Source organism: Vibrio sp. 11986-1-5 (assembly GCF_963878025.1).
GTDB classification, from domain to species: Bacteria; Pseudomonadota; Gammaproteobacteria; order Enterobacterales; family Vibrionaceae; genus Vibrio; species Vibrio injensis.
This window is the reverse complement of the sequence record NZ_CAWNVW010000033.1, coordinates 116,366-135,557: the sequence shown is the minus strand read 5'-3', so window position 1 is coordinate 135,557 and position 19,192 is coordinate 116,366. Positions and strand designations below refer to the sequence as shown.

Annotated in this window: 15 protein-coding genes and 1 pseudogene; 5 read left to right on the top strand and 11 right to left on the bottom strand. The window is 43.4% G+C overall.

The features are described 5' to 3' along the window. Positions 1–13 precede the first annotated feature (13 nt). Both AACS00_RS08575 and fes read right to left on the bottom strand, forming a co-directional pair. Complete coding sequence (locus AACS00_RS08575; RefSeq protein ID WP_110167113.1) at positions 14–208, bottom strand: MbtH family protein; 195 nt, start codon at positions 206–208, stop codon at positions 14–16. Positions 209–210: 2 nt separating this feature from the next. Then, positions 211–1,539, bottom strand: a complete 1,329-nt coding sequence (gene fes / locus AACS00_RS08570) for an enterochelin esterase (RefSeq protein WP_110167112.1) — start codon at positions 1,537–1,539, stop codon at positions 211–213. 180 nt (positions 1,540–1,719) lie between these two features. Between fes and AACS00_RS08565 the strand changes: the two genes are divergently transcribed. Next, positions 1,720–3,801 carry a TonB-dependent receptor gene (locus tag AACS00_RS08565; protein WP_110167111.1) on the top strand — a complete coding sequence of 694 codons (2,082 nt, stop codon included), beginning with the start codon at positions 1,720–1,722 and terminating at the stop codon, positions 3,799–3,801. 462 nt (positions 3,802–4,263) lie between these two features. Continuing rightward, positions 4,264–6,000: an ATP-dependent nuclease gene (locus AACS00_RS08560; RefSeq protein WP_181397524.1), complete on the top strand. Its 1,737-nt coding sequence runs from the start codon at positions 4,264–4,266 to the stop codon at positions 5,998–6,000. A gap of 244 nt (positions 6,001–6,244) precedes the next feature. Here the strand turns inward: AACS00_RS08560 and AACS00_RS08555 are convergent. Both AACS00_RS08555 and AACS00_RS08550 read right to left on the bottom strand, forming a co-directional pair. Beyond that, a pseudogene (locus tag AACS00_RS08555) lies at positions 6,245–6,519 on the bottom strand (regulator); the annotation flags it as partial. A gap of 323 nt (positions 6,520–6,842) precedes the next feature. Further along, positions 6,843–7,889 (bottom strand): GMP reductase, encoded by a 1,047-nt coding sequence (locus tag AACS00_RS08550; protein ID WP_110167108.1) that lies wholly within the window; start codon positions 7,887–7,889, stop codon positions 6,843–6,845. A 555-nt stretch (positions 7,890–8,444) separates the two neighbouring features. Here AACS00_RS08550 and AACS00_RS08545 point away from each other — a divergent pair. After that, entirely contained in the window at positions 8,445–9,443 is a 999-nt protein-coding gene (locus tag AACS00_RS08545) for a 2-hydroxyacid dehydrogenase (protein WP_004396926.1), read from the top strand. On the opposite strand, the gene AACS00_RS08540 is transcribed toward AACS00_RS08545, so the two are convergent. From AACS00_RS08540 to AACS00_RS08525, 4 genes are all read right to left on the bottom strand, one after another. Then, positions 9,433–10,908: an NAD(P)H-hydrate dehydratase gene (locus tag AACS00_RS08540; protein ID WP_110167107.1), complete on the bottom strand. Its 1,476-nt coding sequence runs from the start codon at positions 10,906–10,908 to the stop codon at positions 9,433–9,435. The two genes, AACS00_RS08545 and AACS00_RS08540, sit on opposite strands and share 11 nt — an antisense overlap. Before the next feature lie 42 nt (positions 10,909–10,950). After that, positions 10,951–11,394, bottom strand: a complete 444-nt coding sequence (locus AACS00_RS08535) for a hypothetical protein (RefSeq protein ID WP_110167106.1) — start codon at positions 11,392–11,394, stop codon at positions 10,951–10,953. After that, complete coding sequence (locus AACS00_RS08530; protein ID WP_110167105.1) at positions 11,394–12,398, bottom strand: response regulator; 1,005 nt, start codon at positions 12,396–12,398, stop codon at positions 11,394–11,396. Before AACS00_RS08530 ends, AACS00_RS08535 begins: the two co-directional genes overlap by 1 nt. Positions 12,399–12,666: 268 nt before the next feature. Next, on the bottom strand, positions 12,667–13,026 hold the full coding sequence (locus tag AACS00_RS08525) for a hypothetical protein (protein WP_072670952.1): 360 nt from the start codon (positions 13,024–13,026) through the stop codon (positions 12,667–12,669). A gap of 501 nt (positions 13,027–13,527) precedes the next feature. Here AACS00_RS08525 and AACS00_RS08520 point away from each other — a divergent pair. Further along, positions 13,528–13,737, top strand: coding sequence for a cold-shock protein (locus AACS00_RS08520; RefSeq protein ID WP_004396923.1), 210 nt, complete (start codon positions 13,528–13,530; stop codon positions 13,735–13,737). Between the two features lie 65 nt (positions 13,738–13,802). Here AACS00_RS08520 and hmpA read toward each other — a convergent pair whose 3' ends face one another. Continuing rightward, complete coding sequence (gene hmpA, locus AACS00_RS08515) at positions 13,803–15,002, bottom strand: NO-inducible flavohemoprotein (protein ID WP_110167104.1); 1,200 nt, start codon at positions 15,000–15,002, stop codon at positions 13,803–13,805. A gap of 189 nt (positions 15,003–15,191) precedes the next feature. Here hmpA and norR point away from each other — a divergent pair, with 189 nt between their 5' ends. Beyond that, positions 15,192–16,778 (top strand): nitric oxide reductase transcriptional regulator NorR, encoded by a 1,587-nt coding sequence (norR, locus tag AACS00_RS08510; RefSeq protein ID WP_110167103.1) that lies wholly within the window; start codon positions 15,192–15,194, stop codon positions 16,776–16,778. 9 nt (positions 16,779–16,787) lie between these two features. Here norR and AACS00_RS08505 read toward each other — a convergent pair whose 3' ends face one another. Both AACS00_RS08505 and pepT read right to left on the bottom strand, forming a co-directional pair. Then, the gene (locus AACS00_RS08505; protein WP_110167102.1) at positions 16,788–17,666 is read right to left on the bottom strand and encodes a mechanosensitive ion channel family protein; all 879 of its coding nucleotides are present in this window, start codon (positions 17,664–17,666) and stop codon (positions 16,788–16,790) included. Positions 17,667–17,810: 144 nt separating this feature from the next. Next, complete coding sequence (gene pepT / locus AACS00_RS08500; protein ID WP_110167101.1) at positions 17,811–19,040, bottom strand: peptidase T; 1,230 nt, start codon at positions 19,038–19,040, stop codon at positions 17,811–17,813. Between the last annotated feature and the right edge of the window lie 152 nt (positions 19,041–19,192).

Below are 19,192 nucleotides of genomic sequence, written 5' to 3'. Positions count from 1 at the left end.
ACTGAAGGGCGGTTTACACTCGAATGTCATGCCAGTTAGCTTCGATATATTCGATGCAGCGTTGTTTACTGGATGGGCCAAAAGTACTTTTCCAGCCTGATGGCGTAGGCTTAAATTCAAGCCACAAGCTGTATTGACCATGATGATTAATCAAGACGGTGAACTGATTTTCAGTATTATCAAAAGGATTAACGTATTGTTCAGACATGTCTAACTCCGTTTCGGCGGTAATGAAAAAAGGTAAGAGAGTCCATCGATGATGCCACCACGCCAACATAGACGTTCATGCCCGCCATCAAAGACTCGGTATTGAAGATTGTGTCGTTGAGCAGCGAGTTGCTGGTATAGGTCCAAGCTAAGATCGACCATGATGTCTTCGCCACTTCCTACTTCGATAAAAATGTTCAAACAGCAGTGACGACCCAACCCTTGATGTATCTGTCGACTCATATCACTAAGAAGATGCGGTGACTCAGGTGGTACATAGTCACTAGGCGGTTTAACCAAAGAAAAATCTGGCCACCAAAATGATCCAGACTGACACACGACCGCTCCAAAACGCTCAGGCCAATTCAATGCAGCGAACATAGCAGCCAAACCACCGAGACTCTGACCGACGACTACGGTTTGCTCGGGGTCTTGACTAATGGTGAAATACCCCGAAATTAAAGGGAATAGTTCTTGTATCAGTGCTTGCCAAAACAGCGGATTACAACTGAGTTCTTCACTTCGCAGACGGCCATCCACTTCATCAATCAACACATACAGAGCTTCTGGTAATACGCCTTGCTGAGTCGCGCATGACAATGCGTCGTATATCGGTAGCGACTCAGACCAAAAACGGCCATCAAGAATAAAAACAACAGGCAATGTTTTCTGCGTATCGCGTGTGGTGGAATACAGCCATACACTGCGGCTGTTATTCAGTATCCTACTCTGCCAGTTGAGGGAGAAACTCGACTTAATGGGACTGTTACCGCCATTCTGATCAAAAATTTGCCAATAGATTTGCGACGGAGCATTAGGCATATGCAGCGGTGTTTTGCTCATTCCCCACAGGCAATGATCCAATCGGTTTCTGCCAAGCTCATCACGACAACTCAACGGAAATAGTTTTTTTAACCATTCACGGTGCTGAGCCCTTTTCTCTTGATAACTGCCAACATAACTTGGCTGACATAGTTGATGAGGGACTGGAATAAAAGAATAACCACCGCGCCAAGTGTGCTTAATAGAAGCGATATAAAACCACACGTCCGTACCTTCTATCTGAGAAAGCTTGGCCATAGTAAAACTGTGATGGTCGGTGACACCATTAATATCAATGTACACTTCTCGGATATCTGAACCTCTCGGTTCTCGCCAAATAAAGATCACATCAGCGTATTCATCCTCAGCATTCATCACTATCGGCATCCCTTCAAACGCCATTTGTTGCCACCACCTGTTATCGCCAATATTGCAACCATCGCGAGAAAGCCATCGACCAACCTGATGAAGATTTGGGTTGCTGTGTGCATTGGGTTCTTCAAACAACATGACTATTCCTATTCATCAACCACTCTCTTATTCATCAAAAACAAGCCAGCGGAATAAATTCACACCACCAATAATTGCAAATACTAACAATTATCATTAACATAATCATCCGCAATAATCTTTTACATAAAAACGGTTACAACATCAAACATTTTCCCTATTTTTAAAGGATTTCTTAATATGAAGCTTATGGACTTAAACCGTAACAATACCCCTCGCTATACAAGGAGTACTCTTTCTACGATGATTGGCCTGATTTGCCTAGGCAGCGCTAGCTCAGTCGTTTACGCTCAAGAACAGCAAGAAGCGAATAATGTTCGGGCCTCAGAAACGATTGTTGTTCTTGGTGAAAAGTTGGGCGGCACGCTGGCGCAGAATACCAGTTCGGTGACTATTTTTACTGCAGAAGCAGATAATGGCGAAGACCGAACTTACTACGATTTACTGGATAGAGTCCCTAACGTGCTTAACGCCCCATCAGGAATGCCACACATTCGTGGCGTTGATGGACGAGGTGGAGCTGGAGATGGATTCATCTCATTCATGACCGGAGCTACGCCTCGGGTGAATACCACTGTTGATGGTGTATCTGAATCTTGGACAGGTGAAGCTTTCGGTAAAGCTGGGCTGTGGGATACAGAGCAGGTCGAAGTATACAAAGGCCCTCAATCAACGAATCAAGGGCGTAACAGCATCGGTGGTGCCGTAGTCATCAAAACCCAAGACCCCACGTTTTACACAGAAAGTAAGTTCCGAGTTGGCTACGAAAATGAGGACAACAAATACCACTTAGCTGGGGTTGTCTCTGCCCCAATCGTCGAAGATAAACTTGCCTTCCGCATTGCCGCTGAAGGGACAACGGGCAATACGCCGATCGATTATTCATTACCAAACAATGATCAATACCCTTGGGATCCTTCAGAAATAAAATCTCATAACGTCCGGGGTAAACTGCTATTTCAACCTTTTGGCACCGATAAACTCACCGCGAAACTCACGGTCGCCAGCCGTAATGAAGAAGGCCAATATACAAACCTTGTCGATAAAGATGGTGGTAAGTTGGAATACACCGATGCCAGCGGTACTCGTCGTCAAGAAACTAAAAGCTGGAACGTTAATCTTGATGTCGGTTATCTCATCAATGAAGAACTTAAAGCCGATTTCCTACTGGCAAGGCGAGATTACTCAACCAAGTTTAAAGCCTATCCTTCAACGGATTGGTGGGGTGATGTGGACGAGGAGAATTATACTGTAGAAGCTAAACTGGCTTATAATTCTTTAGACGAAAAATATAATGCGATTTTCGGACTCAGTAGTTATTTTAAAGATCAAAACACACAAACTGACTCACTAAAACGTATTGATGAAGTCCAAACCCATTCCATTTACTTTGATTCCAAAATCAAGATTGCCTCTCAATGGGGACTGTTACTGGGTGCTCGCTACGAGCATGACAAGCTTGATCGTGATTTTGACCATGCAAGATTGCCTCTCGACTTCAAAGAAAAAGAAAACAACGGTATCTTGCTGCCTAAAGTTGGCTTAACTTACGAGGCCTCTGATACTTGGAACTTAGGTTTAACCGCTCGTAAAGGCTACAATGCTGGTGGCATAGGCTACAACGAGGGCCAAGAGAATCTCTTTGTATTTAAACCGGAAAAAGTCTGGACCTACGAACTCAGTTCACGTTCTACTTTCCTAGAGAACCGGCTTGGTTTAACGGCAAATATCTTTTACAACGATTACCGTAATTACCATACCGTCGTCTATGGAGACAGCGGTAGCCGATTCGATAATTACGTAGCGAATATCCCTAAAGGTAAAACTTATGGTGCTGAAGTTGAAACGACGTACTGGTTTGATTCTGGGTTGGATGTTTTTGCCTTTGTTGGTTTACTGAAAACAGAAGTCACCCAAGGGCCTAGCGGAACAACCGTCGATCTCACTGGCAAAGAGTTTAGCTATGCCCCTGACCTTTCTGCAGGCTTAGGCTTTACACAAAACTTTGACTCAGGCTTATTCTTTGGCGCAAGAGTTAACTATGTTTCAGACTATTATACTAACTTAGCCAACACTGAAAGTACTTCAGCTGGTGACTACACGGTGCTTAACGTCAATGCTGGTTACAACATAAATAACTTAACCGTTCGTGCTTATGTTAAAAATGCGACCAACGAGGATTATGTGTTACGTCACAAGAATGACCTGATCGAAGTTGGCGGACCACGCACATTCGGTATCATCGCTGACTATAAATTCTAAAAGGCGCTATTGATTACCGTGCAAAACCAACACATAAACGTCCGATAATTATCGGACGTTTATTATTTAAGTGGTTGGTCGGCAGCAAGTGAGTTCTGTCGTCGTTTGCCTTTTGCTCTCGCAAGGTTTTGCCCCATTGTTGTTTAGACCTTTTACTCATTCACACCCTGTTCACGGTTTTTTGCAATACTAAAAGTTATCGATTCTTCCCATGTTGTTGGCTGTTAATCCCCGAGATGTATCACGGAGGTAAATTCACCCGTACTATCCACTCTCACCGAACCAGTCGAACCGCAAACGAAGTGCGCCAGTATTTGAGCGAAGCGAGTTTCAGTATAATCTGTGAACTGTTTGAATTACGTTTGCTACCTAAGTCATAAATCTGCAAGCGACTACAAGATGTTTATGTGAAACAAGAGTAATATGCAGAATGTTTACAGAACAACAAACGGTAGGCATATTTTGAAAATTAATTATTTTGCTATCAATAACTTCAGAGGTATCTCTGGTGGTCTAGATCAAAACAAGATTGTGTTTGAAGACACCAATACACTTTTCTTGTATGGCCAAAACAACGTAGGAAAATCGACTTTTCTAAAAGCATATCAATTCTTTTATAAAGAAGAAAAACCTATAAAAGTAGACTTCTTTAAAAGTGACTTTACCAATCAAATTGAGTTTGAGATAGAGGTCCGTCTTCTACCTATCGACAGAACTAAGATTGAAGCTGCTGCGCCGCAGCAGAAAGAATCATACAAGAAGTATGTAAAAGACGATTGCCTGAGGATCAGAAAAACTTGGCAGCAAGATGGCAAAACTGTCAAACCAATAAATCAAACGTATAACTACAAAACAAAAGAGTTTGAAAACATTGGGTATGCCAGTATAGGTTTACATTCTGTCTTTCAATCTTGTTTACCCAAGCCTGTTTTCATAAAAGCAATGCCTACAGAAGATGAGGCTAAAGAAATACTAAACGACATCTTAAAAGGTATGGCTGAAAATACTCTTAAAGAGGCTGATCTTGTTGCTTTAGAGCAAGCAAAATCAAAAATCAAAGAACTACAAGATAAAATGTACAACCCTGAACTAATAGAGTCTTATCAGACATCGGTTAATTCATATTTCTCGCAAATATTTGGTGATACTCTTTTAAAAATTTCTGAATCTAAAGATCGCTTAGTTTGGACAGAGAATAAATTAGGTAAAGATTTCAACGTTGAATTTGCTAAATTGGGCATTGAGGGCGATATTGATACTGCCATTCCAGCAACAGCAGATAAGGTCGGTCACGGAACAATAAGAACAGCGATCTTCACTTTGTTGTTGATGAAAGATGTTGCCGAGAAGTTTGAGCGTGAACCTGGCCGTAAAGACTATATGGTCTTATTTGAAGAACCAGAACTTTTCTTGTACCCAAGAATCATTAAAGAACTAAGGGAGTTAATTTACAAAGTTAGTGAGGACGATTTGCCTTACCAAGTTCTTTGTGCATCTCACTCGCCATCTATGATCGATATTTCAAAGCCTAAATCATCTATTATCAGGCTAGTGAAAAGTGATTCTGGCACCAACATATATCAAATTAACAATCAGTTCTTAAAAGCCGCCAAAGAAGTAACGACTGATGAACAGTTAAAACAGGAGATGAATGAAGTCCTACGTTTTAACCCTCATGTTTGTGAAGCGTTTTATGCTGACGAGGTTTTGCTAATAGAAGGTCCAACTGAAGAGGTATTAGCTCGTGCATATTTACAAGAGTTTCCAACTAAGAAGGACTTTTTCATATTGAACTGTGGAACAGTGAACAACATTCCGTTTTATCAGAAGATACTTTCTAAGTTTAAGATCAAATACCACGCTATTTTTGATACTGACTCTAGAACGCCTAGTTCATATGATACTGAAGGAAACCCTTCTTTTGATAGCCATATTCAAGGGTCAATAAGCAAGCAGTTTTTTGAAGACAAAAAGCAGTATACGACTGGTCTTATTCGAATACATGACACCACGTTTGAACCAGCTCATCAGGCCTCATCGATACCACTCGAGTTAAGGTTTACAGAATCTTCTCCAAGTGCGGGCAAGCCATATAATGCAAATATTTATTGGAAGAATGTTTTGTACCCGAACAAGGATCATCCAGAGTTTAAAAATGTGCCATTTATTTCTTATATAGAAGCGATGTTGGCCCACTAAATTGATTTAGGCTCCTTAAGGAGCCTAATTTTATCTACTTTTTTAGTCTCGCTAATAACTCTCACATATTTAAGGAGTTTATACCCAAACAGCTTGGAGTTGCAGGTAAGCGGCAAGTAAGTGAATCCCCATGAGCATAGGCAAACTATGTGATTGGGGGGAACGAGCGTAGCCAACACCACTGCAGCTTCAAGTAGGAAGGATATAGTATTTATTTTTAAATCATCTGGAGCGGCTATCTCTAACCAGCTAATATCTCTCGGGCAGTGACTAATTTTCCATTTGGAAGTTCTAATTTGTCGTAACGCATTTTAAAGGCCTCCCATGAATCACACGGTGAAAGCCTCTTCCTTTTGACATTCTCATCAGCCTTTTACATTCACTCGGTATCGTTTTACTCTTATCTCATTCCTTGACTTAACTCACGCTTTTAAAATAAAGTTTGGCTGTCTCTTCCACGGTTAAGCCGCATTCAAATTCACAAAAAACAAAGTTTTTTGTCATTTCATAATACTTCATTAATGAAATTTTCAAAATCGGGAGCTTCATAACCAATTGAAATAGCTGAAACTTTTACCATAACAGCACAAAGTGCGCACTGTATGAAGGCGTATTGACTGGCAATGTTTGCCTTATAAAAAATTATTCGTGAATTGCTAATGTTCGATTTTTAGTAACACATTTATGTCCAAAAGTGAGTTTCAAACTTTGTTATCACAAACTTTAATGTCTTCCGACACGTTCATCCCCAATCACATAGATAGACTAGGTAATTGGGGTGAACGAGAACGTGCCTAACATCGCTGCGCGTTCAAGTTGGTAAGGTATATTAGAAAGAAAAATTACTTCTCTTTACCAAACACCGTATTCTCTTGCTCCAACACGCGGATAAACGTTGTACGCTTGGTGAGCTCGCGAAGCTCCGCCGCGCCGACATAAGTGCAGGTTGAGCGCACGCCGCCGAGGATGTCTTGAATGGTGCCGTGGACACTGCCACGAAATGGTAATAATACGGTTTTACCTTCCGCAGCGCGGTAACCGGCTACGCCGCCAGAGTGCTTCTCCATGGCGCTCTTGGACGACATACCATAGAACTTCATAAAGGTTTCGCCGTCTTTCACCACCAGCTCACCGCCCGCTTCTTCATGACCGGCTAACATGCCGCCTAGCATGACAAAATCAGCGCCGCCGCCAAAGGCTTTCGCCACATCGCCCGGACAAGCGCAGCCACCATCACCGATGATACGACCGCCTAAACCGTGGGCAGCATCGGCGCACTCAATGATCGCCGAGAGCTGAGGGTAACCCACACCCGTTTTCACCCGTGTGGTACAAACCGAACCTGGGCCAATACCGACTTTAACAATATCCGCGCCAGCGAGGATCAGCTCTTCACACATATCCCCTGTCACTACGTTACCCGCAGAAATCACTTTATCAGGGAAGGCAGCACGCACTTGCTGTACGTAATCGACCAAATGCTCTGAATAGCCGTTAGCAATATCAATACAGATAAACAGCAGATCATCCGATAATGCCATAATATCTTGAGTTTTCTGGAAATCTTGCGGTGAAGTGCCGGTAGAAACCATCACCTTATTTAAGGTGTCACCATTCGCCGTTTGCACAAAGTCAGCCCAATCTTGCACTGTATAGTGCTTATGAATCGCGGTCATGACCCCATGTTCAGCCAAGGCTTTCGCCATCGCGAAACTGCCCACCGAGTCCATATTGGCGGCAATCACAGGCACGCCAGACCATTGACGGCCACTATGCTTGAAGGTAAAATCGCGGGTTAAGTTAACTTGAGAACGACTTTTGAGAGTAGAACGTTTCGGGCGAAACAGGACATCTTTAAAACCTAACTTAAGTTCTTGTTCGATACGCATGGTTATTTCCTTAGTTAATTCACTATCTGTGCCTTAGCGCAAGGGTGCGGCATACCCAAGTTGGCAGACCTGAGTATGTTTCGGACACAAAAAAACCGGAGCGTTGGCAGACGCTCCGGTTTTCAGCATTATAGGGCGTGATTTCTTTCCGGCAAGTCTGATATTTTACTTTTTTTTGTGCTACGCTAGCGAAGATTTCATATCCTTTATCTAACGACACCCTCTCCCATGCAAACAAAGTCTATTAATCACGTTAAATCAATAAGTTAACACCAACCCTTCTGAATGTATTTTATTTAACGCTTTGGGCAACAAAACCCGCCTGTGGCATTTTATGTTTGATCTTTAGTAAAAGTGTGATGGCTGACCTCGTTTTGCAAACGGTTGCGACAACGGTTTCTTGAGATGAATGTGACTGAAATGCAGGCTGAATCTCTCTATCCCAGAGAAAAAATAGGGTTTATTTTTATTACGATTAGGTTTATACCGAGAGCAGTAATGTTCGCAAGCGCGTATTATTTTGACTCGCCTGATCTTATTTGAGGAGACAGCACCATGCTCAATGTCGCTTTTTTTAGCGCAAAAAACTACGATGAACTCTCTTTCAACCGATTTATTGACCCTCAGCAACTCACCTTTCATTTTCATGATTTCCGTTTAACCCACAAAACCGCACAAATGGCTAAAGATTGCCAAGTCGTTTGCGCTTTTGTAAACGATGAATTGGATGCAGAAGTGCTACAGACACTTTATCAAGGTGGCACTCGTTTAATTGCTATGCGCTGCGCAGGCTTTGATAAAGTTGATTTAGCCGCCGCGAAACAATTAGGTTTACAGGTAGTGCGGGTCCCTGCCTATTCACCGGAAGCCGTGGCTGAGCATACCGTGGGCTTAATGATGTGCCTCAACCGTCGTTTCCATAAAGCTTATCAACGTACTCGTGAAGCCAACTTCTCTTTAGAAGGTTTAGTGGGCTTTAACTTTTATGGTAAAACCGTTGGCGTGATCGGTACGGGAAAAATTGGGGTTGCTACCATGCGGATTTTAAAAGGGCTTGGTATGACGGTGCTTTGCTACGACCCTTATCAAAATCCAGCTGCACTTGAACTAGGGGCAAAATACGTTGAGCTGCCTGAGCTATATGCTAATAGTGATGTGATCACTTTGCACTGCCCCATGTCGAAAGAAAATTATCATCTGCTTAATGAGCAAGCGTTTGATCAGATGAAAGATAAAGTGATGATCATCAACACCAGTCGCGGAGAGCTGCTTGATTCTGCGGCGGCGATTGAAGCGTTGAAACGTGGTCGTATAGGCTCATTAGGCCTAGATGTGTATGACAATGAGAAAGATCTGTTCTTCCAAGACAAGTCTAATGATGTCATTGTTGACGATGTGTTCCGCCGTTTATCATCCTGCCACAATGTGCTCTTTACCGGGCATCAAGCTTTCTTGACCGAAGATGCGTTAAACAACATCGCACAAACCACGCTAAATAATATTTTAGTATTTAGCCAAGGTAAGCTATCCGGCAATGAGTTGATCAACGATTAACTAAACGGCGTAAATGGGGAATAAGATCGCTTGCAATTAGCCCTCTTTCCCCATGTTCATGGGCGTTTTGATCCGCCGCTTGACTGTGGATCAAAACCCCTACTTTAGCCGCATCAAATAAAGAGAGTCCTTGCGCAAGTAGAGAAGCTATCACCCCTGTCAGGACATCCCCCATTCCACCACTGGCCATGCCGGGATTACCCGCCAAGCATACATACAGGCTTTCGCCGTCATAGACTAAGGTACCAGCGCCTTTTAATACCACTACGCCGCCGTATTTTTGCTGTAAGGCGCGTGCGGCCTGAAAACGATCCGCTTCGATAATTTCAACATCGGTAGCGAGCATTCTTGCGGCCTCTGCAGGGTGAGGAGTAATTATTCGCTGCCGATCAAAACAAGCGGATTGAGCGAGAAAAAACAACGCATCCGCATCCATGACTTTGGGCTTATTGATACTTTGAACTTCTCTGATTAGCTGCTGCGCTTTTTCATCACGCCCTAAACCAGGACCAATGGCAATCACGCTGCACCATGCTAAACGCTGTTCAAGCAAACTGGCATCCGACCAACTGGCGACCATCACTTCAGGACAACTGACCAACATCGCGGTGGTATTTCCGGGATGAACCAAAGCTGCGTTCAGACCACTCCCCGTTCGCACACAAGCCTGTACCGCTAGAATGGCAGCGCCACCCATGCCACTATTCCCACCAATAAAGAGCGCCTTACCATGCAAACCTTTATGGGCAGTCCTCGCTCTGGGCTGTAAGTAACGCTGAGGTGACTTGACATCGATCGCTTTCAACGTAGGGCTATTTTGCGCATTAAATGCTTCTTCTATGCCTAACCCTGCAAAATGCAAATGGCCAACATAATCTCGCGCTTTCCCTGTCACTAAACCTTGTTTTAAACCGACAAAACTCACCGTATGCTGCGCATAAATCGCGCTTCCTAGTGCACATCCTGTCAAAGCGCATAAACCCGATGGCACATCAATCGCAACGACTGGGGCGGAATGGTCATTAATCGTCTCGATCACCGCTTGCAATTTAGGACGAACGGCCCCTTTAATACCAATGCCTAATAATCCATCAATAATTACATCGATATGATCTGGAATAGTATCGCTACAAGGAAAAACTTCTCCGCCACTATCTAACCAGTGATAATAAGCTTTTCGTGCATCATCACGTAAACATTCAGGATCGCCGAACTGCCATACCGTGACTTGAATACCCACCGATTGAGCCAGCCGTGCAACAATATAACCATCGCCACCATTATTGCCGCTGCCACAACACACTAACCAGTGATGAGAAGCCGGATACTGAGCTAAAGCAATGGTAAATACCGCTTGGCCAGCACGCTCCATCAACCGAAACATTTCTAAACCTTGCGCCTTAGCGGCTAACTGTTCACCTTGTTTGACTTGCTGTGGGGTATAAAAAAGTCTGGGCAAAGGCATGATAATTTTCCTACAACACTAGATGAGACACATCGCGTTAACTTACTGTCGAGATTGTAAAGAGGCCAACGCCTCGGTGGTCGCATCTTGAATAGACAGAAAAAGAGAATTGATTTTTCCTGTCGGCGTACGCATTGGGTTAAGAGTGATATTTTGGTACATAAAATCCGCTTGTTGAGTAATGGGTCGAACATTGCGGCATTTGAAAAGGTAAGGACGCTGCTGCCAAGTAATGAAACTTCGACAGCCTAAGTCATACACGGGCTTGGTTTTTAATTTAAACCAGTCTGATGGGATTTCAGGAAAAATGGTAAAGATAGATTTGCCAATCACATCATGACCATGCTTGCCACTGTGATGAGTCATAAACCCATTCCAAACTTGTATTTCGTAGTCTCGATTTAAGACGATTAATCCCATATCGACGTTCTGGACCATGTCCACCATCCAGTGGAATTGCTCAAATTCAGCAGGGAGAGAAAGCATTAAAAATCCTCCATTAGATAAGCCAGTTTATTATCGAGCAACGGCAACGACTCATCGACAAACATAAACAGCAGATCACAACGAATTGAGGTACCTTCAATATTGTAGCTGACCTCAAAGGTCATGGTTTTGGTAAATGAACCTGCGGTTGACTTAATCACCGAGTCTATCGAAATATGTTGACCAAGTAAGACGGGCGAGCTTTGAAAAAAGCGCACCTCCGATTGTTGACCGAGCCCATTGAGAAATGAGCCGACCAGAATATTCGAAACGTCCATCAATAATTCAAGTTCTTCCAACTCTTCGCTGTCCACCGGGACTTTCATTAATTTTTTTAAATCCGCCACGCTGGAATCACTGAGTAATACCAGAGCCTCTCCAGCAATCCCTTCGCCACTGAAACCCTGACAAACACCAGAAACCTGAACATTATCGGCCAGATCACGCAAAGCCATATGCAGTTCACTGACTTCTAAGATATTGATATTAGGTAAAGGTAACTCAACAAACACGTCAAAATGGCGAGCCAACGCGTCGGCTGCTTGACCAATCGATACGTTAGCCACTTCCATGTAAACATCACGACGCCGTAAGACTGGGAGATCAATCGAAACTGGCGTGACAATCCGCGGCTGCGTCGACGGCTCAACCAGCTCACGCAGAACATCGTTTAAGATCGTTTTATCAATTGGTTTTTGAATAAATGCGCGAGCACCGAGCGCCATCACTCGCTCTTTGGCTTTAGGTTGGATGTCACCAGAGACCACCACCACCGGCGTCTGATCACCACGCGCTCGCATCGCTTCAAGCGTTTCAAAACCATCTAACTCTGGCATGGTTAAATCTAAGAACATTAACTTAAACGAGTGCTTATCGAGCTGCTCTAATGCATCGACACCGTGTACAGCAAAGGTGATGTCTGCATTCAACGAAGCGGGTAAAGAGCGAGCCATTTGCTTTCTGGCTAATGCAGAATCATCGCAGATCAACACTGGGTAAGACATACCACCACCTATTGTTAGCTTTTATTAATTAAAAGTGTATACCCAAATCGAATCGGCGTACTAGGTTATCGTGATTTAATTATTGATAAATGGCACTTTTTAAAATCCGTTTGATGATGTTACTCGATACGGTCAAGTCATAGGGTCAAACCACTTGGAGTTGCCAGCAGGCGATCCCCATAAGCATAGACAGACTATGTCATTGGGGGCCAACACCGCTGCAGCTTCAGGTAGGAAGAATACAGCCAAGCTATCCGTAACCTTAACATCACGATTTAGTCATTGCTGAGGTATCGGCTCGTTGACGAGAGCGAAGATAAAACCCCAATGACGTAGCAGTAATAGAGAAAATCAAATAAGAGAGTGCAAAAACGGCGGGAGAAGTCATCCAACCCATCGCCATCCCCCAAACGACACCAATAATGGTGATCGCAAACTTAAATAGTAAACCGCAAAAAAGCAGCAGTAATGCTTGTTCGGGAAATCGTGCGCGACTAAACGCCAAGCCATAACACCCAACGACGGCCGTAATAGCAGTAAGAGAACCAAGTAATAACGAAGGAAAGTGCTCGGCGGAGACGAGAATAGCGACGAATAAAGAGACCGCAGCAATGATTAATATTTTCATCGTGGCCTACCTTAGTGAAAGGAGGAAGTATGCCGCTGAAATGAGGCCGTTCTACCCACCTCGACCCACACCTCATATTAACGCTTTATTATGTACGCCCTTGCATAATAAAAGACAAGGTTGATCATTGAACTCTTGAGGTTAGCTCACAGAGTAATTTTCGCGCTATAGCGATAACAAACCTTTCTTTAACAAGCAATAAATGCTCAAAGATTTCCCCATACTGGAGCTAAAAGTGAACTGAGTACATGATCAATTACACAGAAATGACACCTAGAGCAAAAAATAACGAAAACTCTTGCAATTCATCGCAAGTTCCAATTGACAACGATACAGATTGATCTAGACTCATTGACAGCTAGAAATGAAGTTCGTTGTATACACATTGTTTCGTTGGATTCCTTGTAACTCCCGTCGTGTCGTACGCAATAGCAATCTACTTTTCCATGCTATCCGTGCCGAATTCGGCCTATATACAAAATGTTTTTTAGGATTTTTACTATGTCTACTCCTGTTACTGGTACCGTTAAATGGTTCAACGAAACTAAAGGTTTCGGCTTCATTAAACAAGAAAACGGTCCTGACGTTTTTGCTCATTTCAGTGCTATCCAAAGTGAAGGTTTCCGCACTTTGGCTGAAGGCCAAAAAGTTGAGTTTGTGATCACACAAGGTCAAAAAGGCCCTCAAGCTGAAAGCATCAAAGTCCTGTAATAGACGAACCTAATACTTAATAGCCAGCTTCTTAGCTGGCTATTTTCATTTTATATTCTCATATCTTAACGATTCAGCTCGGCATGAGGACCAAACACTTCATAATGAATCCGTTCCGCATCAACGCCTAAACTCATCAACTGTTTGACTATATTTTCCATAAAACCAAGTGGACCACAGAGATAATAATCCCCGTCATCAATTGGCAAAGTTACGGCTGATAAATCCATTTGACCAGTATGCGTATTAGCGCCTTCACCACGTAAATACCAAACCTGCTGTTGCCATTCTTTGCCTGAGGTTTGCTGCGCTGCAATGAGTGTCGCCGTTTCTTCTAAAAAGGTGTGTTGCTGTCGGTCATGACAAGCGTATAAATAATGAACCTGATTTTTATCCTGCTCGGCAAGAGTCTGTAACATCGCTTGCATCGGAGTAACACCGACGCCAGCAGAAATAAGTACCACGGGACGCTGACGCTCAACGTAATAAAAATCACCCGCTGGCGCATAGAGAGCAACCGAGTCGCCAACTTGAACGTTATCGTGCAAATAGTGCGAGACTAGCCCTGCGTGTTGATTGTCCGCTCCTTCACGCTTGACCGATATCCGGTAATACTCGCCGTTTGTCGCGTGAGATAACGAATATTGGCGGATTTCTTGATATCGATGTCCCGCAGGTTTCACTTCTAATCCTATATACTGACCTGCTTGATGAGCAAGTACTGGTAAACCATCTTTGGGTTTTAGGATAAAACTGGTCACCAATAATGATTCTGGGCGCTTTTCTGCAACAATAAACTCGCGCGCATTAGACCAACCGCCAATCGCTTGTTTACGCTGTAAATAGAGTTCGCCTTCCCGATCAATAAAAATTTGTGCTAAGAAGAGATAGGCTTCTGTCCATGCTTGTTCTACTTCGCTCGTAAAGGCCTCTGGTGCTAACTCTCGTAATGTTTCAATCAAATGATGACCAACGATTTGATAATGATCCGGTTGGATATTAAAACTAGTATGTTTATGAGCGATACGTTCAACAGCGCTAGTGAGAGCCGCTAAGTTATCGATATTTTTAGCGTAAGCTGCGACAGCACTAAACAGAGCAACACTTTGACGACCTGTTTTTTGATGTGTCATATTAAAAATATCTTTTAATTCAGGGTTATGAGTAAACATACGCTGATAAAAATGAGCCGTAAGTGCGGGTCCTGCAGACTCTAGTAAAGGAATCGTACTTTTAATGATTGCGATAGTATGGTTGTTGAGCATAAATCGACGTCTCCTGATATAAGATAATTGAAAACAAACTGACTTCCACTATCCCATTGCAGGTTCAATGCCAACACTTAACATATTGTTATTAAAAGATAATAACACAACCCTCTATAAAACCATGTCAAATTAACTTCTTTTAAATTGGTCATTTTGACTCTATCATGTCCAAAAGGAGCGATGACCATGCAAGATTTTTCTATTTCCACCGTAGTAGACATGACGATTGGCTTAGCCAGCGGTATTAACGATCAAGATCGTTTTCATCGCTTATTGGATGCGATTCGCAAGACCATTCAATGTGACTGTGTGGTGTTGATGTCACGGCAAAATGACACACTTATTCCACTGGCCATGCAAGGCTTAACCCGAGACACACTGGGGCGGCGTTTTATTATCTCAGAGCACCCGAGACTGGATATTATTTGTCAATCGACTTATCCAGTGCGATTCGGAGCCGACTGCCTACTCCCCGATCCTTTTGATGGTTTACTGATGGAGCATGACGATGATCTGCCGATTCACGCTTGTATGGGCCTACCTTTGCTCTTTGGCGATGTGTTATTAGGCGTTCTGACCCTCGATAGCCTCACCCCCAACGCTTTTAATGACATCCCCATGCGTAGTCTAGAGGCTTTAGCGGCGATCGCGGCCTCCACGCTAAAACTGGCGTTGACGCTCTCGCAACTGGAAGCTCAAGCTAAGTATAGCCAGCAGCGTCTAGAAGCCCTCAACGAAGACGTTTGGCTACGAGAAAAAGGGGATATTATTGGTAATAGTGATGCAATACAGATCATGATATCGGATATTCACGTTGTCGCCCCATCCAATCTCACCATTATGATTCATGGTGAAACAGGGGTCGGAAAAGAGTTGGTTGCGCGCACTATTCATCAGCTATCTGCTCGCAAACATCAACCTATGGTCTATGTGAACTGTGCCGCTATCCCTGAAAATTTAGTTGAAAGTGAGCTATTTGGGCATGTAAAAGGCGCTTTTACCGGCGCTGAACGTCATCGAATGGGGAAATTTGCTTTAGCAGATGGGGGAACATTATTTTTAGATGAGATTGGTGAATTGCCTTTATTAGCGCAAAGTAAATTACTGCGTGTATTACAAAATAATGAGATTCAACCCGTCGGTCAAGATACGGTACAGACCGTCAATGTTCGCATTCTCGCCGCAACGAATCGGGATTTAAAACAAGAGGTTCAAGCCGGTCGTTTTCGAGCCGATCTTTACCATCGATTAAGTGTTTATCCAATTTGGGTCCCCCCACTTCGTGAACGCACCGGTGATATAGCTTTATTAGTCGGATACTTTCTGGAACAAACCCGGCGTAAACTCGGTATCGTGCAATTAAAAATCGCCGCTCCAGCGCTCAGTTACCTTATCCATTACTCATGGCCTGGCAATGTTCGAGAGTTAGAGCATGTCATTAATCGTTCCGCACTCAAAGCTCGCGCTCTGCAGTCTAACCAATCCTTAGTGACCATTGATTTAATGGAAATCGGGACTCTCGATGAGTCTTTAATCACGACTCATCCTCCACAAGCTTGTGTCGAGCAAGCTGTCAGGGGGTCAGATCAGAAATCATTAGGCTTACGCACCGCAACCGATGCGTTTCAGCGTCAATTGATCTGTCAAGCTTTAGAGGAAGCGGAATACAACTGGGCCAAAGCGGCACGGAGACTTGATGTGGATCGTGCCAACTTAACTCGTCTTGCCAAACGACTTGGCATACAACTGCACAGAAACCACAGTATTGAATGACTTGACGCGTTAACTCTCACTCTCTTGGGCGGGTTCTTGCGCTACAGGTGGCTCAGGTGGAAAAGCTTTTTCGTACGCCTCCATAAAATCTCGGCGGATCAATTGCTCTAATTGGTTCGCTTTATCGGTTGGGCAAAAGATCATAAAGTGCACCACTTGCTCGCCAGCTCCTGCACTGGAAATTTCAATGTGTGGTTCAGCACTGGGTAAATCAACGCCAGCATGTTTCTCAATCATATTGTTATAACGCCGAGCGACATCAATAAAATGAGCAAAATGCGTTTCCATTCGCTGATACATGATCGGTAACAAGGGATACAAATTAACGAATCGGGGTACAATAATAGTGAAATTATGGAAGACATAACGCTTCATAAAGTTTAAATTTTTCACTGGGTAAGTGAAAAACATACTGTTAGGTAGCGTCGCCGTTTTGCCTGTGTAATGGTATTGACCATGCTGCAAATCAATCTCTTGAATGACGGTCGCCATCATGTTGTGCTCAATCACTTCACCACACAGTTTGCCCACTTCTATCCAATCCCCCATACGAAATGAGCGAGAGCTGGCGCGTTGAATAGAGCCGGTGAAACAAAGAATGATCTCTTTTGAAGCCACGACAATCGCAATGGCAATCGCGGTTACCGATAATGCAAACTGACTGATCTCTGATTTCCAGAGTAAAAATAAAATTAAAATCGTGGCAACAAAAGCACCATTTTTCGTCCGTGACATCCATTTACGCTGCTCTTCCGTCAAAAAAGAGACTTCACCACGAATTTGCGATAACACTAACCGTTTTAGTGCCATGATCAAGAAAATAATAAGTAGTGTTAATATCAACTTATTTTCTTGTAAAAACGCAATGGCGACGTAGAGATGTTGCATGGTAAAAATTCCTAATCCATTATCTTTTTTATTGAGTGTTTTATACCGTATTGATGGTCTTATGCCTACATGAAGTTGCTTAGGCATCAAAAAACCATAAAAAAACGCTAAAGGGAACCCTTAGCGTTGATTGACAACAATCCTTTATGCGTAACGCTGTGCGGTTTTTTCTGCTAATTTTACAATCACTTGCACCGATTTCTCCATTCCCTCAATAGTAATAAACTCATGAATACCATGGAAGTTATAGCCGCCAGTAAAAAGATTCGGGCAAGGTAATCCCATAAAGGATAAACGCGCACCATCTGTTCCACCACGGATAGGCTTAATGATTGGCGAGATGCCACACTCAAGCATCGCGGATTGGGCTAGTTCAATGATATGTGGGTGCGCCATCACTTGCTCTTTCATATTGGCATACTGATCCGTTATGACCAATTCAATATGGCCTTTAGCCAAACGTTGATTAAGCTGCTGTACTTGTTGCTGCATAAATGCTTTACGAGCGGCAAACCCTTGACGTGAAAAATCACGAATTAAGTAATCTAACTGTGATAATGCAACGCTCATCTTAGCGGATTTAAGATGATAAAAACCTTGATAGCCATCGGTATGCTCTGGTGTCTCTTGCATCGGCATCATGGCAATGAAGTCACTGGCAAGATACATCGAATTCACCATCTTATTCTTTGCTGTTCCAGGATGAACATTAACACCGTAGCAAATAACCTGAGCGGTAGCTGCGTAGAAGTTTTCAAACTCCAGTTCCCCGACAGGACCACCATCAACGGTATAGGCCCACTCCGCAGCAAACTTTTGCCGATTAAAATGATCAGCACCGCGACCAATTTCTTCATCAGGAGTGAAAGCGATGTAAATATCACCGTGAGGAATGGAAGGATCGGCAATCAGCATCTCAATAGCGGTAATGATTTCGGCAATTCCCGCTTTATTATCAGCACCGAGCAAGGTATTACCATCGGTAGTAATTAAGTGCTCACCGTGCAGTTGATGCAGTTCTGGATATTGAATCGGTGAGAGAATCTCATCACCTTTACCAAGGGCAATATCGCCACCTTGATAATGTTCGACAATTTGCGGTTTGACGTGTTTACCTGAAGCGTCTGGTGCTGTATCTAAATGAGCGATGAACCCGATGGCCGGAACCGTGTACTGAACATTAGAGGGCAAGCAGGCCATTACATAGCCGTATTCATCCACACTCGCCTCACTCAATCCGATTTGCTGTAATTCTTCAACCAGATGTTGTGCAAAAACGAGTTGTCCGCTAGAACTTGGCGTATGCGTATTCTTTGGCTTAGATTGGGTATCATAAGTGACGTAGCGTAAAAAACGCTCAACAAGATTCTGCATAGTAAATACTCACTATTCGGCAAGGCAATTAAAAATGCACACGTATCGAAGCCCCTCTTCGCCCAATAGACTAAGAGGGTTTCACCTTATACGCGACTGATTGCTCTTGATAGTACGTCTTTGCTGATCAGATAACTTGCTATAAATCAGTT